General features: G+C 60.8%; 13 protein-coding genes. 7 read left to right on the top strand and 6 right to left on the bottom strand.

The window, feature by feature from the left end; all coding sequences use genetic code 11:
• Nucleotides 1-55: 55 nt before the first annotated feature.
• Nucleotides 56-1,069: a zinc-binding alcohol dehydrogenase family protein gene (locus PYH37_RS16370; protein WP_280735967.1), complete on the top strand. Its 1,014-nt coding sequence runs from the start codon at nucleotides 56-58 to the stop codon at nucleotides 1,067-1,069.
• Between the two features lie 63 nt (nucleotides 1,070-1,132).
• On the opposite strand, the gene PYH37_RS16365 is transcribed toward PYH37_RS16370, so the two are convergent.
• Complete coding sequence (locus PYH37_RS16365; protein WP_280735966.1) at nucleotides 1,133-1,603, bottom strand: Lrp/AsnC family transcriptional regulator; 471 nt, start codon at nucleotides 1,601-1,603, stop codon at nucleotides 1,133-1,135.
• Nucleotides 1,604-1,749: 146 nt separating this feature from the next.
• Here PYH37_RS16365 and PYH37_RS16360 point away from each other — a divergent pair, with 146 nt between their 5' ends.
• Nucleotides 1,750-2,661, top strand: a complete 912-nt coding sequence (locus tag PYH37_RS16360; protein WP_280735965.1) for a DMT family transporter — start codon at nucleotides 1,750-1,752, stop codon at nucleotides 2,659-2,661.
• 161 nt (nucleotides 2,662-2,822) lie between these two features.
• On the opposite strand, the gene PYH37_RS16355 is transcribed toward PYH37_RS16360, so the two are convergent.
• The 4 genes from PYH37_RS16355 to PYH37_RS16345 all read right to left on the bottom strand — a co-directional run bounded on the left by PYH37_RS16355 (nucleotide 2,823) and on the right by PYH37_RS16345 (nucleotide 7,119).
• The gene (locus PYH37_RS16355; protein ID WP_280735964.1) at nucleotides 2,823-3,710 is read right to left on the bottom strand and encodes an ABC transporter permease; all 888 of its coding nucleotides are present in this window, start codon (nucleotides 3,708-3,710) and stop codon (nucleotides 2,823-2,825) included.
• A gap of 195 nt (nucleotides 3,711-3,905) precedes the next feature.
• Nucleotides 3,906-4,904, bottom strand: a complete 999-nt coding sequence (locus PYH37_RS16350) for an ABC transporter substrate-binding protein (RefSeq protein ID WP_280735963.1) — start codon at nucleotides 4,902-4,904, stop codon at nucleotides 3,906-3,908.
• Nucleotides 4,905-5,183: 279 nt separating this feature from the next.
• Nucleotides 5,184-5,321, bottom strand: a complete 138-nt coding sequence (locus tag PYH37_RS32450) for a CGNR zinc finger domain-containing protein (protein ID WP_425336144.1) — start codon at nucleotides 5,319-5,321, stop codon at nucleotides 5,184-5,186.
• A 133-nt stretch (nucleotides 5,322-5,454) separates the two neighbouring features.
• Nucleotides 5,455-7,119, bottom strand: coding sequence for an electron transfer flavoprotein-ubiquinone oxidoreductase (locus PYH37_RS16345; protein ID WP_280735962.1), 1,665 nt, complete (start codon nucleotides 7,117-7,119; stop codon nucleotides 5,455-5,457).
• A 268-nt stretch (nucleotides 7,120-7,387) separates the two neighbouring features.
• Here PYH37_RS16345 and PYH37_RS16340 point away from each other — a divergent pair, with 268 nt between their 5' ends.
• The 3 genes from PYH37_RS16340 to PYH37_RS16330 all read left to right on the top strand — a co-directional run bounded on the left by PYH37_RS16340 (nucleotide 7,388) and on the right by PYH37_RS16330 (nucleotide 9,931).
• Nucleotides 7,388-8,677 (top strand): Hsp70 family protein, encoded by a 1,290-nt coding sequence (locus PYH37_RS16340; RefSeq protein ID WP_280735961.1) that lies wholly within the window; start codon nucleotides 7,388-7,390, stop codon nucleotides 8,675-8,677.
• A gap of 51 nt (nucleotides 8,678-8,728) precedes the next feature.
• Nucleotides 8,729-9,613, top strand: coding sequence for a uracil-DNA glycosylase (locus PYH37_RS16335; RefSeq protein ID WP_280735960.1), 885 nt, complete (start codon nucleotides 8,729-8,731; stop codon nucleotides 9,611-9,613).
• Between the two features lie 141 nt (nucleotides 9,614-9,754).
• Nucleotides 9,755-9,931, top strand: a complete 177-nt coding sequence (locus tag PYH37_RS16330) for a hypothetical protein (protein WP_280735959.1) — start codon at nucleotides 9,755-9,757, stop codon at nucleotides 9,929-9,931.
• Between the two features lie 302 nt (nucleotides 9,932-10,233).
• Here PYH37_RS16330 and PYH37_RS16325 read toward each other — a convergent pair whose 3' ends face one another.
• The gene (locus PYH37_RS16325) at nucleotides 10,234-11,172 is read right to left on the bottom strand and encodes a DMT family transporter (RefSeq protein ID WP_280735958.1); all 939 of its coding nucleotides are present in this window, start codon (nucleotides 11,170-11,172) and stop codon (nucleotides 10,234-10,236) included.
• A 418-nt stretch (nucleotides 11,173-11,590) separates the two neighbouring features.
• Here PYH37_RS16325 and pepN point away from each other — a divergent pair, with 418 nt between their 5' ends.
• Both pepN and PYH37_RS16315 read left to right on the top strand, forming a co-directional pair.
• Nucleotides 11,591-14,239 carry an aminopeptidase N gene (gene pepN / locus PYH37_RS16320; protein ID WP_280735957.1) on the top strand — a complete coding sequence of 883 codons (2,649 nt, stop codon included), beginning with the start codon at nucleotides 11,591-11,593 and terminating at the stop codon, nucleotides 14,237-14,239.
• Between the two features lie 279 nt (nucleotides 14,240-14,518).
• Nucleotides 14,519-16,846: an ATP-binding protein gene (locus PYH37_RS16315; protein WP_280735956.1), complete on the top strand. Its 2,328-nt coding sequence runs from the start codon at nucleotides 14,519-14,521 to the stop codon at nucleotides 16,844-16,846.
• Nucleotides 16,847-16,877: the final 31 nt, after the last annotated feature.

The following is a 16,877-nucleotide window of genomic DNA, read 5'->3' as shown; positions in this document are numbered from 1 at the left end:
GCTTATGCACTATAGTGCTCATGTAGCTCCTGTTCAAATTGCAAAGGAGCATTCCATGCGTGCCGTCGCCTACAAGACACCGCAACCCATTGCCGCCGAAACCGCACTGATCGACGTCGACCTGCCCATCCCTTCGCCGGGCGATCGCGACCTGCTGGTCGAAATCAAGGCCGTCTCCGTCAATCCCGTCGACGTAAAAGTGCGCGTGGGCGTTCAACCGGAACCGGATCAACTGAAAGTTCTCGGCTGGGACGCCGCCGGCGTCGTCAGGGCGGTGGGTTCCAAGGTCACGCTCTTCCAGCCGGGCGACGAAGTGTTTTACGCCGGCGCAATCGACCGCCCCGGCACCAACGCGGAGTTTCACCTTGTTGACGAACGAATCGTCGGACGAAAGCCGAAGTCGCTGGACTTTTCGGCGGCAGCGGCACTGCCGCTGACGGCGATCACCGCCTGGGAGACACTCTTCGACCGCCTAAAGGTCGACGATCCTGTGCCGGGCGCCGCGAATGCCGTGTTGATCGTCGGCGGCGCTGGCGGTGTCGGCTCGATCGCTATCCAATTGCTGCGCGCGCTGACCAACGTCACCGTCATTGCCACCGCTTCGCGGCCCGAGACCCGGGATTGGACGTTAAAGCTCGGTGCGCATCAGGTGCTGGACCATAGCCGGCCGCTCGCGGCGGAGATCGAGCAACTCGCCCTCGGCGCTCCAGCCTTCGTCTTCTCGACCACCAACACCGACAAGCATGTAGGCGAAATCGTCAAGCTGATCGCGCCGCAGGGCCGCTTTGCGCTCATCGATGATCCCGGAGTGCTCGACGTGGCTCCGTTCAAACGAAAGGCCGTGTCGATCCATTGGGAGCTGATGTTCACGCGCTCGCTGTTCAAGACACCGGACATGATAGAGCAGCACAACCTCCTCAATAGCGTCGCAGAACTGGTCGATGGCGGCAAGATCCGCACCACGCTGACGGAAACGCTCGGCCCCATCAACGCTGCGACACTCAAGAAAGCACATCAGATGATCGAAACCGGCCGTACCCGCGGCAAGCTTGTGCTGGCCGGCTTCTGAGCCCGGCTGTCAAACGAACCGATAGGAAACTGCCGGCAGCCTTCGTTGCCGGCAGCACGATCGTCACAAGGTAGGCAGCTTCAAAGCACCACCGGTTTTGATCGTTCGGATGGCGAAATTCGAGCGGATATCCGTCACGCCGGGCATGGCGAGCAATGTCTCAGTCAGCAGTTTCTCATAGGCGGAAAGATCCTCGACCACGACCTCGGCGAGGAAATCGGCGTTGCCGGAAATGAGAAAGCAGGAGACCACTTCCGGTATGGCGAGCAGCGCCTCCTGCTGTCGCCGCGCGTTCTCCTGACTGTGCTGGCCGACCTTGATCTCAACGAAGACCGTTAATCCGAGCCCCACCTCCTTGCGGTCGATGTCGGCCCGGTAGCCGCGCAGCACCCCCGACTTCTCCAGATTGCGGATGCGTCTCAGGCACGGCGAGGGCGAGAGATTGACACGCTCGGCGATCTCGACATTGGTCGCGCGTGCATCCTCCTGGAGGATCTTGAGGATGGCAATATCGAATTTATCCAGCTTTAGCATAGTAAGTAAGTTCACGTTGTCGTTTTGGCAGAAGATTGCCCAGACTACGCGATCTGAGGCACAGATAGCAAGGACATGCCCGCGGCTTCAGCGCTAGCCTCCCTTCGGTCCGAGATGCCTCGGAGACAAGATGGAGAAACAAGAGAATGGTTGCGCTGACTTTCGATCGCCGCGCCCCTACCCCCGCCGCAGCCGGTTATGCCGGCGCTTTCGTCACCGTGTTGATCTGGGCCACCTGGATCCTCGCCACGCGGCATACCGCCGCCACCACCCTCGGCACGATCGATCTGGGGCTCATCCGCTATGGGATACCGGCGCTGGTGCTGGCCCCGGTTTGGTTGAAGACTGGCCTCCTGCCGAAAAAACTGCCGATGACCCTTCTCGCGCTGATGGTTGCCGGTTCCGGCGCGCCGTTTTTCCAGGTGGCGGCCTTCGCCATCCACGCGACGCCTGCATCTTCCGTAGGCATCCTGCTTGGCGGCTCGATGCCACTCGCGACTGCAATCATCGGCGTGGCTATGTTGCGCGAGCGTCCGGACCGCATGCGGCTGATCGGCTTCACGGCCATTATCGTCGGTGTTGCGATCCTGCTTGCCCGCAGCCTCGCTGCGTCCAATGCTTCCACGTGGATGGGGTACGTGCTGCTACCTGCCGCCGCGACGCTCTGGGCAGTCTATACGCACGCCTTTCGCCGCTCGGGCCTGAGCGCGGTCGAAGGCAGCGCCTTGATTGCTGCGTGGTCGTTCTTCATCCATGTCGTACTGGCGCTCATTTTCGGCAGCACGTTACCCGGCGTTCCAGTCCATGAGATCGGGCTCCAAGTCATGAGCCAGGGAATCCTCTCCGGCCTTGCGGCGACACTTGCCTACGGATTTGCCGTCCGCTCGCTCGGCGGCACGCAGGCGGCGGCATTTACCGCACTGACGCCGGTGCTGGCGATGATCGGCGGCGCCGTGCTTCTCGGGGAGACGATCGGCCCCTTCGAGATCACCGCAGCGGCCGTAACAGCCTCAGGCGTCGCGCTGTCGACCGGCATCTTGTCCGCGCGACGGAACTGAACCGGAGCAGAAAAAATTCGGCCCGGGTCGATGATCCCGGGCCATTCTCGTCTTTTACAGCGCCGTGCGTCTTTTCAGACGCACAAAGCTCGCTGTAGCACCCTGAATTGCTGCATGTTTCCCCCTCAAATCGGCTCCGATTAAGGAAACATGCAGCAGGCTCAGCCGTGGACGATTTCGCGATGTCTCTGCAGGCGATGACCATAAGCCTGGCTGACGCGGTCGAAGATGATCGCTATGCCGACGATGGCAAGACCATTGAAGATGCCGAGCGTGAAGTACTGGTTGGCGATCGCCTTCAGCACCGGCTGTCCCAGCCCCTGAACGCCGATCATAGAGGCGATCACGACCATCGCGAGCGCCATCATGATCGTCTGGTTGATGCCGGCCATGATGGTGGGCAGCGCCAGCGGCATTTGCACGTTCTTCAGCTTCTGCCAGCTCGACGAGCCGAAGGCGTCCGCCGCCTCGAGCACGTCCTTGTCGACCAGTCGGATGCCGAGATTGGTCAAGCGGATCATCGGCGGGATGGCATAGATGACGACGGCGATAAGGCCGGGGACCTTGCCGATGCCAAGCAGCATCACGACGGGAATCAGATAGACGAAGCTTGGCATCGTCTGCATTACGTCAAGTACGGGATTGATGACATTCTGCACCCGGTCGGAGCGGGACATGATGATGCCCATTGGAATGCCGACCGCGATCGAAAGGACCGTACAGACGAAGATCATCGAGATCGTCTTCATCGTATCGTCCCACATGTCGAGATAGCCGATGAGAAGCAGCGTGCCGACACTTCCCACGATGATCTTCCAGTTGCGGCTGGCAGACCAGGCAACCAAGGCGATGAGGATCAGAATGATCGGCCATGGCGTTCGCGTCATGAAGCGTTCGGACTGGATAAGAAAGAACTGCAGCGGGTCGAAAAAGGACTCGATGCTGTCGCCATAGGCGCGTGTAAATGCTCGGAAACCCTCGTCGATCACTTTCTTCAGTTCTCGAAGCCGGTCATCATCCATAGTCGGAAATTTCGTCAGCCATTCCATTTCGATTCCCCTTCGCATTAGTCGGGGCGGTCTATTTTCTTTTTGCTTCGCCGCCGACCCTTCAAACGCTCACCGCGCGCTGTAACCGATGCAGCTGCACAAACTTGTTCTCAAACCGACATTATGAGCGAATTGTGCAATACATGAAACAAGAACGGCGCGCGTATCCGCGCGCCGCCCGTATGCGAAGAAAGATCAGAGTGCAGCCTTGACCTTCTCTGCAACCTCAGGCGAAACCCACTTGGTCCAGATGTCCGGGTTTTCTTCAAGGAAATGCTTGGCGCCTTCGTCACCGCTCGCTTGATTGTCGGTCATCCAGGCCATCAGCTTGTTGACCGTGTCGTTGCTCCAGGCGCGGGTGTTGAGATAATCCATCACCGGACCGGCACGGTCGGCGAAGGTCTTTGTCACCAGCGTTTGGACCTTGTCGCGCGGCCAGTCGTTCTTCTTCGGGTCCGGGCAATCGGCAACCGTGTTGCAGCGCTTCCATTCTGCGGCATCATGCGGCACACCGTGTTCGAGCTTGACCATTTCATATTTGCCAAGCAGCGCCGTCGGTGCCCAGTAATAGCCGACCCAGCCCTGCTTGCGCTCATAGGCCTTGGCAATGGAGCCATCGAGGCCCGCCGCCGAACCCGTGTCGACGAGCGTGAAGCCTGCGGCTTCCGCGCCGTAAGCCTTGTAAAGCTGCGTCGTCACGACGGTGCCGCCCCAGCCCTGCGGGCCGTTGAAGACCGCACCCTTGCTGGGATCCTCCGGATCGGGAAACAGTTCCTTGTGCTTCAGCACATCGTCGATCGTCTTGATGGCAGGATTTGCGTCGACGATGTACTTCGGCACCCACCAGCCCTGGACGGCGCCATCGGAAAGCGCAACGGCGGCCCCAACCAGTTTGCCCTCTTCGAGGCCACGGTTGACGACGTCCGGCAGCAGATCGACCCAGCCTTCCGGCGCGATATCCGGCTCACCCTTCTCGATCATCGAGGTAATCGACGGAACCGTGTCGCCGACCACCAGCTCGGCATCGCAACCATAGCCTTCCGTCAGAATGAACTTGTCCACGCTCGCCAGTACTTCGGCGCTCTGCCAGTTCATGTTGGCGATCGTCACGTCGCCGCATTCCGCCGCCGATGCCGCGCTGCCGAGCCCAAGCAGGCCAGCGGCAAGACATGTCGTCGCAAGAAGTTTTTTCATTTCGGTTCCCTCTGTTTGGCGGTGCTCCTATGGCAGACTGCCAACCTCACCGCGGCGGCTGGCAGCGAACGGAACGGGCCGTCACCCATCGAATCCCGATCGGTATCCACACGACCCTCGTCGGCCTACAATGCCTCCACGCATCGCAGGCGTCCACCCATTGCTTATCGAGTCTTTCCGGCAAACACTTGCCCATTTGCGTCAGCGAATGCCCTGACTGCCTTTGCTGAGATGCATGAGAAATCAATCGTTTCGCCGAGAGTTGCGGTTTCTCTGGCCTTATCGCGCCTTGCTGCGCTGATAGTAGCGCGAGACACGCACACGATTGGCGCAGCGTCTGCCGGAACACCATCGGCGACGCGGATTGCGAGCAACAAAAGCATCACGCAGTGATGCGCTTCCCGTTATCCCGGACACCCGCAAGCGCCGGAAAGGCCAGGTCACCTCTTCCGGTAAACCGGAAACTGCGGCCCCGCCTCTGCATAGTCGGATAGACCGGGCCTTCGCCGCTCTTTCCCGGCGGAGGTCCGCGCAGCCCGCCTCCCGAACATTACATGTTCGGATAGACCGGGCCTTCGCCCCCTTGTGGCGGCACCCAATTGATGTTTTGGTTCGGGTCCTTGATGTCGCAGGTCTTGCAGTGGACGCAGTTCTGGGCGTTGATGACGAAGGTCGGCTGGCCGTCCTGCTCCACCCATTCGTAGACGGCGGCGGGACAGTAACGCGCCGAGGGTCCGGCATAGACGTCGTATTCGGACCGCTTCTGCAGCTCGGGGTCCCTCACCTGCAGGTGGATCGGCTGATCTTCCTCGTGATTGGTGTTCGACAGGAACACCGACGAGAGCCGGTCGAAGGTGAGCACGCCATCCGGCTTCGGGTACTCGATCTTCTGGTGCTTCTCCGCCGGCTCCAGCGATTGCGCATCGGTCTTGCCGTGCTTCAGCGTGCCGAACAAGGAGAGGCCGAGGAGCTGGTTCGTCCACATGTCGAGGCCGCCAAGGGCGACGCCGACCGCCGTGCCGAACTTCGACCACAGCGGTTTGACGTTGCGGACCCGCTTCAGATCCTTGCCGATGTCGCTCGCCCGCCAAGCGTTCTCGATCTCCACCGGTTCGTCATTGGCGCGGCCGCTAGCGATCGCTTGCGCCAGTTTCTCCGCCGCCAGCATGCCGGAGAGCATCGCATTGTGGCTGCCCTTGATGCGCGGCACGTTGACGAAGCCGGCCGAGCAGCCGATCAGGGCGCCGCCCGGGAAGGAGAGCTTCGGCACCGATTGCCAGCCGCCCTCTGTGATGGCGCGGGCACCATAGGAGATACGTTTTCCCCCCTCGAAGGTGCCGCGGATGACGGGGTGCGTCTTGAAGCGCTGGAACTCCTCGAAGGGGTTGAGATAGGGGTTCTTGTAGTTCAAATGCACGACGAAGCCGACGGCGACGAGATTGTCCTCGAGGTGATAGAGGAAGGAACCGCCACCGGTCTTCATGCCGAGCGGCCAGCCGAAGGAATGCTGTACCAGGCCTTGTCTGTGGTTTTCCGGCTTGACCTCCCAGAGCTCCTTCAAACCGATGCCGAATTTCGGCACGTCGCGGCCCTCGTCGAGCTTGAACTTGGCGATCAGCTGCTTGGCGAGCGAACCGCGCACGCCCTCGCCGATCAGGGTGTATTTGCCGAGCAGCGCCATGCCGCGGGCGAAATTCGGTCCCGGCTCGCCGCTGCGCTCGATGCCCATGTCACCGGTAGCGACACCGATCACCGCGCCCTCGTCGTTGTAAAGCACTTCGGTTGCCGCAAAGCCCGGATAGATCTCGACGCCGAGCGCCTCCGCATGGGTGGCGAGCCAACGACAGACATTGCCGAGCGAGACGATGTAATTGCCGTGATTGTTCATCAGCGGCGGCATCAAAAAATTCGGCAGGCGGATCGAGCCGGCCGGCCCGAGGAAGAGGAAATGATCGTCGGTGACTTCGGTCTTGAACGGATGGTCGGGCTCGTCGCGCCAGCCGGGCAGCAGACGGTCGATGCCGATCGGATCGACGACGGCACCGGAAAGGATATGCGCGCCGACCTCGGCGCCCTTCTCCAAAACGACGACCGAAAGCTCCGGGTTGAGCTGCTTCAGCCGGATCGCCGCCGCGAGCCCGGCCGGACCCGCCCCGACGATCACCACGTCGAATTCCATGCTTTCGCGTTCCGGCAGTTCCATCGCCTCGGTCATTTCAAAGTCTCCAGTCTTGCCGGTCTTCCGCCGGTTCCGTTCCCAGCCAAATCGTCCCCGTCATGACAAATGCGGCAAGCGTTGTCGAGCCGGGATGCGACAGACTGTCTCTGCATTTGCGCATAACTTCATGAGTTTACCACACCTGCCCTATATTACTTGCACGTAAACGTAAATGCACTCGGCCGTGACCCTCGTCAAGCGGCTTGCTTTTGCCGCGACCGCATGCGAGGAGGCCCGCCCCCATCCCACAAACACGGAGAAAATCATGGCATCCGCCCTCGGCCTCGATTTCGGAACGACCAACTCCGTGTTGGCGATGGCGCAAGGCGCATCGACACGCTCCGTCGTGGTGGAAAGCCCGGCAGGCAGATCGGATACGACGCGGACCGCTCTTTCCTTCCTGAAGGACGCGGGGTCTGCACCGCTCAGGATCGAGGCCGGACAGGCCGCAATCCGCGAATTTATCGACAATCCCGGCGAATGCCGCTTCCTCCAGTCGATCAAGACCTTTGCCGCGAGCACGCTTTTTCAGGGAACCCTCGTCTTCGCCAAGCGATACAATTTCGAAGACCTGATGCACGGTTTCCTCGCGCGGTTGAAGGACTATGCCGGCAACGATTGGAATACTACCCTGCAGCGCATCGTCGTTGGACGGCCCGTGCAGTTCGCCGGCGCCAATCCGGACGAAAAACTGGCGCTCGAACGCTACAATCGCGCGCTGGCGCGTTTCGGTTTTCCTGAAGTCCACTATGTCTACGAACCCGTAGCAGCGGCTTTCTATTTTGCTCGCAACCTCGACCGTGACGCGACGGTGCTTGTCGCCGATTTCGGCGGCGGCACGACCGATTATTCGATCATCCGTTTCGAGAGCGAGGCTGGCCGGCTGACGGCAATGCCGATCGGACATTCCGGCATTGGTATCGCTGGCGATCATTTCGATTTTCGCATCATCGACAACATAGTCTCGCCGCTCATCGGAAAGGGCAGTCTCTTCAAGAGCTTCGACAAGCTGCTTGAGGTGCCGTCGAGCTATTACGCCAATTTCGGCCGCTGGAATCAGCTTTCGATCTTCAAGACGCTGAAGGATTTTACCGAACTGAAGAAGCTTGTCCGGACGAGCCTCGAACCGGAAAAACTGGAAGCTTTCGTGGAACTGATCGAACATGACGAGGGCTATCCGCTCTATCAGGCGGTCTCCGCCACGAAGATGCGGCTGTCGCAAGCGGAAGAAACCGAATTTTTCTTTACGCCGCTTGGCGAACGCGCCCGCCGGACCGTTCGGCGGAGCGACTTCGAGAGCTGGATCGCGCCCGATCTCGCTCGCATCGAACAAGCCTTGGATGATGTCCTTGCGAAGACGACAATCGACCCTACGGCGATCGACAAGATATTCCTGACCGGCGGCACATCCTTCGTGCCAGCCGTTCGCGGGCTCTTCGAGAAGCGCTTCGGCCAGGAGAGGATCGAAACTGGAGGCGAACTTCTCTCGATCGCCCATGGACTCGCTCTCATCGGTGAACGGGATGACATCACGGCCTGGACGACTGCTGCGTAATTGTCATCAACTGCGGCTGGACCGCCCCTGCCGATCTGCTAAATTCGCTCCATGATCTCGGCCAACGACCTCTCCCATTCAGAACTTGCCGCCCTTCTCGCCTTCCATGCGGATGCAGGCGTCGAGTGGCTGCTGGAAGATGATCCCGTCGACCGGCTCGGCGAATTCGAGGCGATGAAGGCGAGGCGCGCCGAAGGCCGCGCTGCGCCACCGGGTCGCCAGACGGGCTCCGCCGAGACGCCATCCATGCGGCCGCAAGCGGCAGCACCTTCCGGCAAACCGCCATCCCGCGATGCCGCGGCACCGATGGCCCCGCCCGCGGTCGCGATCCCGGACGAGCAGGCGATCCGCGAGGCACGGTTCGCAGCCGAGACTGCGCGCTCGCTTGAAGAACTGCGCACGGCGATGGAGGCCTTCGCCGGCTGCAATCTGAAAAACAGTGCCCGCAACCTCGTTTTCGTCGAAGGTAGTGCCGCATCCGGCGCCATGATCATCGGACCGATGCCTTACGCGGACGACGACCGCGACGGTCGGCCCTTCGCGGGAAAGCACGGCGAGATGCTCGAACGGATGCTCTCCGGAATCGGTCTGTCCAGGGCCGAGGTGCTCCTCACCAACGTCGTTCCCTGGCGGCCGCCCGGAAATCGTGTTCCAAGCAGTCGAGAGGCGGATATCTGCCGCCCCTTCATCGAGCGGCAGATTGCGCTCGCCGAGCCGAAGCAGTTGCTGCTGCTTGGCAACTTCACCGCCCGGTTCTTCTTTGGCGGCAGCGAGATGATCCACCAAGTCCGCGGCGACTGGCGAGAGCTCTCCGCCGGCGGCCATGTCGTTCCGGCGCTGGCGACGCTGCACCCGCAGGATCTCATGACGGCGCCGGTCAACAAACGCTTCGCTTGGCAGGACCTGCTCGCCTTCAAAGCCAGGCTTACCGGCTGATGCCTTCCCTGCCCGATTTGTGAACAAAGCGTGAAGAAAGCCATGCGATTTGCGCATGTCTGCGCGGCGTTTTAATGCATTGCAAAACCGATGCTGCAGCGCAATATGAAGCAACGGGAGGAATGGATAAGGAATTGAACCATGACTGCCCGCTTTCGTCCGATCCACAGCAGCTTCGAGACGCTCCGTTATGCCGGCGCCGCGCTGCGGACGCCCTTCAATAATTTCGGCACCGCGGCCAATGAGCAGATGACCGCGATCGGCCTCGCCCGGACCACCCGTCCGGCGCAGATCTATGCCGATTTCATTCAACGCTGATTTCATTCAACGCTGACCGCCGCGCGGTTGCACGGGCTCGCTCGACCAGCAGCAAGGAATACAATCATGCCCATCCGCCGCCTGTTCGACACCATCTCCGACATCGGCACGGCTATCCGCGCCTCGCGCGAGTTTAGCCGTCTGAGCACGAACAAGGATGCTGGCCGGGCCCACAGAGGCGCAGTCAGCCCTCTCCTCCCCAACTGATCCGCTCGCCGCTCACCGGCTGCTCCTTCCCGCCACCCGCCGCAATCGGCCGCATCCCGCTGCGAGGAAGACCTCATTCGCGAACAGGCCGGCCGCTAGCCTTGCGGCGTCACGTGCTTGCGGGCGCCTCTGCGCTCCAATCCAAGCTGATGCTCGCGAAAAATAATGAAGATACCCGCGCCGACGACGATCGCGGTTCCGGCGATCATGGTTCCCGTCGGCACATCGCCGAACAGGAAATAGCCGATGACGATCCCGAGCACGATCGACGTGTATTCGAAGGGAGCGATCGTCGACATGTCGGCATGTCGATAACTTTCCGTCAGCAGGATCTGCGCGACACCGCCGCAGAAGCCCGCGACCATCAGCAGCAGGAAGGATATCCAGGATATCTCTGCCCAGCCGAAGGGAAGCGTCGGCAGCGAGAACAACGAGGCCGAGAGGGAAAAATAAAGGACGATGGTGTGCGTACGCTCCTTCTGCACAAGCTTGCGCACAAGAACCATTGCCATGGCCCCGAGCGTCGCCGAAAGCAGCACGGCCAAGGCGCCGAGCGCCTCTGATGAACCGAAGCCGCCCGCCCCGAAGAGCGTCAGACGCGGCCAGGTGATGATCGATACGCCGACCAACCCGACGACGACTGCAGACCAACGATAGAGCCGCACGATCTCGCCGAGAAAAATCGCCGCGAAGGCCACCGCTAGCAGCGGCATGGCATAGCCGATCGCGATCGCTTCCGGCAGCGGCAGATGCACGAGCCCGTAGAAGCCGAAGCTCATAGCGAGAATGCCGATAAAGCCGCGCGCCAGATGTCCGGTGATGTCGCTTGTCTTGAACGCGTCACGCAGTTGGCCGCGGCAGGCCAGGAAACCGAGGATTGGCACCATAGCAAAGGCGGAGCGGTAGAAAGTGATCTGGCCTGTGGCAATGTCGTCGCCCGCCGCCTTGATGCAAGTCGACATGCAAACGAAGACGACGACGGACAGGACCTTAAGCAGAATACCCTTCATCGGGCTCCGGACGTCCGCATCCATGAATCGTACTTTCAAACTGCCATCGGTCGGCCGATTGCGGAGCTCGCATTAGGGAGGACGCGGCAAGAATACCGCGCGAGAAGATGGCGCTACATTAACTGCGGCGCGCCGGAAAATCGGATCAAATTTCTTGATGAATACTGTTTTTTCGTGATGATTGCTGTAAACCGAGACCAACAAGGGCTATTTAGCAAATACAAAAAAATCGAAGCGGATTTAGGTCTTGTTAGGCCCGCTTCGATAAATCACTCATAGATAGGGAACGGAAGGACACCGAAGGCCACGTTTTTTCTGTCGGCGTGCGGGCGCCAGCACTACAATCGTGTGGCAAAAACTCGCTTTTCGTCCCCTGACCTTTTCACCATGATAGGCGCCTCTACAAGTCGAATGACTAGCGACGGCGCAAGCGGGACTGACCATGCGGACAAATACTGGCCAGATCATTCATCTGGAAGACTATCGGCCGACCGACTTCGTTCTCGAGAGGGTGGATCTGACCTTCGAACTCGATCCGAAGGAAACGAAAGTCGAAGCACGCCTCATCTTTCACCGACGCGGGGGTGTCAGCCTGGCCGCACCGCTTGTTCTGGACGGCGACGAACTAACATTGACCGGCCTGTTGCTCGATCAGGAAGAGATACCCACGGCACTTTATGAGGCGACCCCCGATACTCTGACGATCCGCGGCCTACCGGAGACGGCGCCGTTTGAGATTACCGTAACGACGCTGTTGTCGCCGGAAACCAATACCAAGCTGATGGGTCTCTACCGCACCAGCAACGTCTATTGCACCCAGTGCGAAGCCGAAGGCTTCCGCCGGATCACGTATTTCCCCGACCGCCCGGATGTGCTTGCCGCCTATACGGTCAACATCATTGCCGACAAGGCCGAGGCCCCTCTCCTCCTGTCGAATGGCAACTATCTCGGCGGCGCTGATATGGGCGACGGCCGTCACTTCGCTGCCTGGTTCGATCCGCATCCGAAGCCAAGCTATCTCTTCGCGCTGGTTGCGGGCGACCTCGGTGTCGTCGAAGACACGTTTACCACCGCCTCCGGGCGCGAGGTTGCGCTCAAGATCTATGTCGAGCGCGGCAAGGAAGCGCGGGCTGCCTATGCCATGGACGCGCTGAAACGCTCAATGAAGTGGGATGAAGATGTCTTCGGCCGCGAATACGATCTGGACATCTTCATGATCGTCGCCGTTTCCGATTTCAACATGGGCGCCATGGAAAACAAGGGGCTCAACATCTTCAACGACAAATACGTGCTCGCCGACCCGGAAACGGCAACGGATGCGGACTACGCCAATATCGAAGCGATCATCGCCCACGAATATTTCCACAACTGGACTGGCAACCGCATCACCTGCCGGGATTGGTTCCAGCTCTGCCTCAAGGAAGGCCTGACGGTCTATCGCGACCACGAGTTTTCCGCGGACATGCGTTCGCGCGCCGTCAAACGCATCGCCGAGGTGCGGCACCTGAAGTCCGAGCAGTTTCCGGAGGATGCTGGACCCCTCGCCCATCCGGTGCGGCCGACAAAATATCGCGAAATCAACAATTTCTACACGACGACAGTCTACGAGAAGGGCTCCGAGGTGACGCGGATGATCGCGACGATTCTCGGACGCGATCTCTTCAAGAAAGGCATGGATCTCTATTTCGACCGTCACGACGGCCAGGCGGTAACGATCGAGGATTTCATCGCCTGCTTCGAAGACGCGAGCGGGCGCGACCTCAGCCAGTTTTCACTCTGGTATCACCAGGCAGGAACACCGCTGGTCAGCGCAGCGGGATCCTACGACCTCGAGAAGCAGACCTTCACGCTTTTGCTGGAGCAGACGGTGCCTCCAACGCCCGGACAAACCGCAAAGGAACCAATGCATATTCCGCTGCGGATCGGGCTTCTGCTCGAGGACGGCAGCGAGGCCAAACCCTCGGCGGTTTCGGGTGCCGATGTCACCGGAGACGTATTGCATCTGACGGAGCGCAAGCAGACGGTCGTCTTTTCCGGTATTCCGTCGCGACCGGTTCCATCCTTCAACCGCGGCTTCTCCGCGCCGATCAACCTGCATTTCGAGCAGAGCGCGCACGACCGCGCTCTGATCGCGCGCCATGAAGCCGACCTCTTCGCGCGCTGGCAAGCACTTAACGCGATGGCGCTCGACAATCTGGTCAAGGCGGCAGCGCAAGCGCGAAACGGTGAACCGACCGCCTGCGACGACGCGCTCGTCGAAGGCCTCCTTGCCGCGGCCACCGATGATCGGCTGGAGCCGGCATTCCGGGCTCAGGCGCTGTCCCTGCCGAGCGAAGCCGACATCGCCAGGGAAATCGGCAGCAACAACGATCCGAACGCCATCCATGCCGGCCGCCAGGCCATTCTCGCCGCCGCCGCGGCGGCCGCCAAGGATAGCTTCATGCGACTGGTAAAGGAGATGGCACTCTCCGGACCGTTCCGTCCCGATGCCGAGAGCGCCGGACGGCGGGCGCTGCGCAATGCTGCGCTTTCCTACGTTGTCTATGCCGACGGCAGGCCGGAAAAGGCGGCGAGCGCGTTCGGTGCCGCCAACAACATGACCGATCTCAGCTTCGCGCTGACGCTGCTTGCGCACCGCTTTCCCGGCGCCGCGGAAACTGCGGCGGCGCTCGCCGAATTCAAGAAGCGCTTTGTGGACAACGCACTGGTCATCGACAAGTGGTTTGCGATCCAGGCGACGATCCCCGGTCCTGGCACGCTTGACCGCGTCAAGCAGTTGATGTCGGATCCGCTCTTCAACGCCAGCAATCCGAACCGTGTTCGCTCGCTGATCGGAACCTTTGCTTTCTCCAACCTGACGGGCTTCAACCGAGCCGATGGTGAGGGCTACCGTTTCCTCGCCCGGCAAATCCTTGAGATCGACCCACGCAATCCGCAGCTTGCGGCCCGACTCCTCACCTCCATGCGCTCCTGGCGGTCGCTTGAGGAGAAGAGGGCCGATCACGCACGCAATGCGTTGCAGCAAATCGCCGACGCCCCCAATCTCTCCGCCGACGTCAGCGACATCGTCGAACGCACGCTCAAAGGCTGACAAAGCTTCTCGATTTGGATCCGGCCGGGCTGCGGAAGCAGCTCGGCCTATGATTTTCCAACGATAAGAATTGGTTAATAAATCTTTACCATTGCCTCTGGACAAGGCGAATCGCCCTGTGATTCATTGAGTCAGATTCGGGCGGCGGCGTGCCGAATCACTGAAACATCCCGCTTTCCGGGGAAAGCGCTGGAAAACGGGCCGATGTTTCAGATTGAGAGGATCAAAGCGTCTCTTTGCAATAGTTACGACTGCAGGACGCACTCGAGGAACGATACATTGGGAAAGATGGCGGACGCGCGACGGGGAAGCGCAGCCGACGGGCGGTTGCGACTCAAGTTTCCAGGCTTTTCCGACCTGGAGCGGGGGTTCATCGAGCGGGCGAAACTCTTTGCCGAGCCGGCATCGCAGAGGCTCGCGAGCGCGGAGCCCATTGTCAAACGGTCCATTCCCGTCCTCATTATCGCTTTCCTCCTCATCGTCGCGATTTCGCGGGTGTCGGGCATCATGGACGAGCACGCCCGGATGGAGGCCGGCTCGCGCCGGGCAGTCGGCCTCGCAGCGGCAGCCGCAGCAGCCGCTTTCCACGATGACGGCGCGGCGCTCTTTGCCGATGGGCGACGCTGGGAAGTCGAGCGCCGGCTCACGGAATATCTGTCTTCCGAGATTCTCGACGCCGGCATGTTCCTGCTGACCGTCCGCAGGGACGGCCGCATTTTTGCGAGTACGCAGGACGGCGTTCACTTCATCGGGAATACGATTGCATCCATTGCGCCGGACGTCGCCACGCTGCAATACTATGGCGAAGGGTCGAGCGTGATGAAGACGGCGATCGGCGGCGTCGAGTACCTCGTCGCCCTGGTGCAATTACCGGACGCGGCCGGCCTTGTCCTGGCGGCGACGCCGATCGCCCAATTCGAGCTCGCCTGGCGCGACGAGGTTTCGCTCAATGTGACGCTGTTTGCCGGCATCTCGGCGATCCTGCTCGTCATTCTCCACGCCTACTACATCCAGGCAAAACGTGCCCGCGATGCCGACGCGGTTTTCGCGGAATCGAACCTGCGCGTCGAGACCGCGCTTTCCCGCGGCCGCTGCGGCCTCTGGGATTTCGATCTCGCCAACCGGCGCCTGTTCTGGTCCCGCTCCATGTACGAAATGCTCGGCATGCCCGGCGACAGCAGCGTGTTGTCGTTCGGTGATGCCGCGCGACTTATGCATCCGGAAGACCGGGGCATCTATCGTGTTGCCCGCGCGATTGCGCGCGACAATGCGCGCCAGATCGACCAGGTGTTCCGCATGCGCCATGCGGGCGGCCACTACGTCTGGCTTCGCGCGCGTGCGCAGGTCATTCGCACGGTGTCGGGCCGCGCGCACCTGATCGGCATCGCCATGGACGTGACCGAGCAACACCGGCTCGCCCAGCGTTATGCGGAGGCCGATCAGCGTCTCGCCGACGCCATCGAGTGCACGTCGGAAGCTTTCGTGCTTTGGGACAAGCAGGACCGGCTGGTGATGTGCAACACCCATTACCAGCAGGCCTACCAGCTGCCGGACCACGTTCTCGTACCCGGAACTGAACGCACGGTCGTTTACGCCGCGGCGGCGAGGCCCGTCGTCGAGCGGCGCGTTGCCGATCCCGACCGCAGCAATCATTCACAGACGAGCGAAGTGCAGCTTGCCGACGAGCGCTGGCTGCAGATCAACGAACGCCGAACCCGCGACGGCGGCCTCGTTTCGGTCGGCACCGACATTACGCTGCTGAAGCGTCACCAGGTGCGCCTGCGTGAATCGGAACGGCGGCTGATGGCAACCATCGGCGATCTTTCGGCATCCCGCATTACCCTGGAACAACAGAAGGCGGAGCTTTCCATCGCCAATGCCAACTATCAGGCGGAAAAGGAACGCGCGGAGGCTGCCAACCGGGCAAAGTCCGAATTCCTGGCGAACATGTCGCACGAACTGCGTACGCCGCTAAATGCCATTCTGGGCTTTTCGGAAATCCTGCAGAACCAGATGTTCGGTCCGCTCGGCTCGGAGAAATATCACGAATATTCGCGCGACATTCACGAAAGCGGCAAGCATCTGCTCAACGTCATCAACGACATTCTCGACATGTCGAAGATCGAGGCGGGCCACCTGCGCATCACGCGTGAAAAAATCGATCTCGCACCGCTGATCGAGGAGACGCTGCGTTTCACGACCATACCCGCCGAGCAGAAGAATATTCGCGTCGTGCAGCAAGTCTCCTCCGGTCTCACCATGGTTGCCGACCGCCGTGCAATGAAGCAGGTCCTGCTCAATCTGTTGTCGAACGCCGTCAAATTCACCAATGAAGGCGGTCGAATTTCCTTAAGGGCTCGCAAGGTCAAGGGGGCGGTGACGCTGACGATCGCCGATTCGGGCATCGGCATTCCGAAGGACGCCCTGCAGAAGATTGGTCAGCCCTTCGAGCAGGTGCAAAGTCAATATGCCAAGAGCAAGGGCGGTTCCGGGCTCGGGCTCGCAATCTCTCGCTCGCTGACACGTCTGCACGGCGGAACCATGAAGATCCATTCGACCGAAAACGTCGGCACGATCATCTCGGTGCGTATTCCGGATCGCGCTTGACCGATAAGGGACGCCGGTTTCCGTCCAAAGA

The organism is Sinorhizobium numidicum, from assembly GCF_029892045.1.
In the GTDB taxonomy this organism is placed as follows: Bacteria; Pseudomonadota; Alphaproteobacteria; order Rhizobiales; family Rhizobiaceae; genus Sinorhizobium; species Sinorhizobium numidicum.
Note: the sequence above shows the minus strand (reverse complement) of the source record. Positions and strands in the feature narration are given on the sequence as shown.

What these genes read in the sequence shown, in the direction of transcription:
- PYH37_RS16370 (WP_280735967.1), top strand. Translation starts at nt 56, where the DNA reads ATGCGTGCCGTCGCCTACAAGACACCGCAACCCATTGCCGCCGAAACC.
- PYH37_RS16365 (WP_280735966.1), bottom strand. Translation starts at nt 1,603, where the DNA reads ATGCTAAAGCTGGATAAATTCGATATTGCCATCCTCAAGATCCTCCAG.
- PYH37_RS16360 (WP_280735965.1), top strand. Translation starts at nt 1,750, where the DNA reads ATGGTTGCGCTGACTTTCGATCGCCGCGCCCCTACCCCCGCCGCAGCC.
- PYH37_RS16355 (WP_280735964.1), bottom strand. Translation starts at nt 3,710, where the DNA reads ATGGAATGGCTGACGAAATTTCCGACTATGGATGATGACCGGCTTCGA.
- PYH37_RS16350 (WP_280735963.1), bottom strand. Translation starts at nt 4,904, where the DNA reads ATGAAAAAACTTCTTGCGACGACATGTCTTGCCGCTGGCCTGCTTGGG.
- PYH37_RS16345 (WP_280735962.1), bottom strand. Translation starts at nt 7,119, where the DNA reads ATGACCGAGGCGATGGAACTGCCGGAACGCGAAAGCATGGAATTCGAC.
- PYH37_RS16340 (WP_280735961.1), top strand. Translation starts at nt 7,388, where the DNA reads ATGGCATCCGCCCTCGGCCTCGATTTCGGAACGACCAACTCCGTGTTG.
- PYH37_RS16335 (WP_280735960.1), top strand. Translation starts at nt 8,729, where the DNA reads ATGATCTCGGCCAACGACCTCTCCCATTCAGAACTTGCCGCCCTTCTC.
- PYH37_RS16330 (WP_280735959.1), top strand. Translation starts at nt 9,755, where the DNA reads ATGACTGCCCGCTTTCGTCCGATCCACAGCAGCTTCGAGACGCTCCGT.
- PYH37_RS16325 (WP_280735958.1), bottom strand. Translation starts at nt 11,172, where the DNA reads ATGGATGCGGACGTCCGGAGCCCGATGAAGGGTATTCTGCTTAAGGTC.
- pepN (WP_280735957.1), top strand. Translation starts at nt 11,591, where the DNA reads ATGCGGACAAATACTGGCCAGATCATTCATCTGGAAGACTATCGGCCG.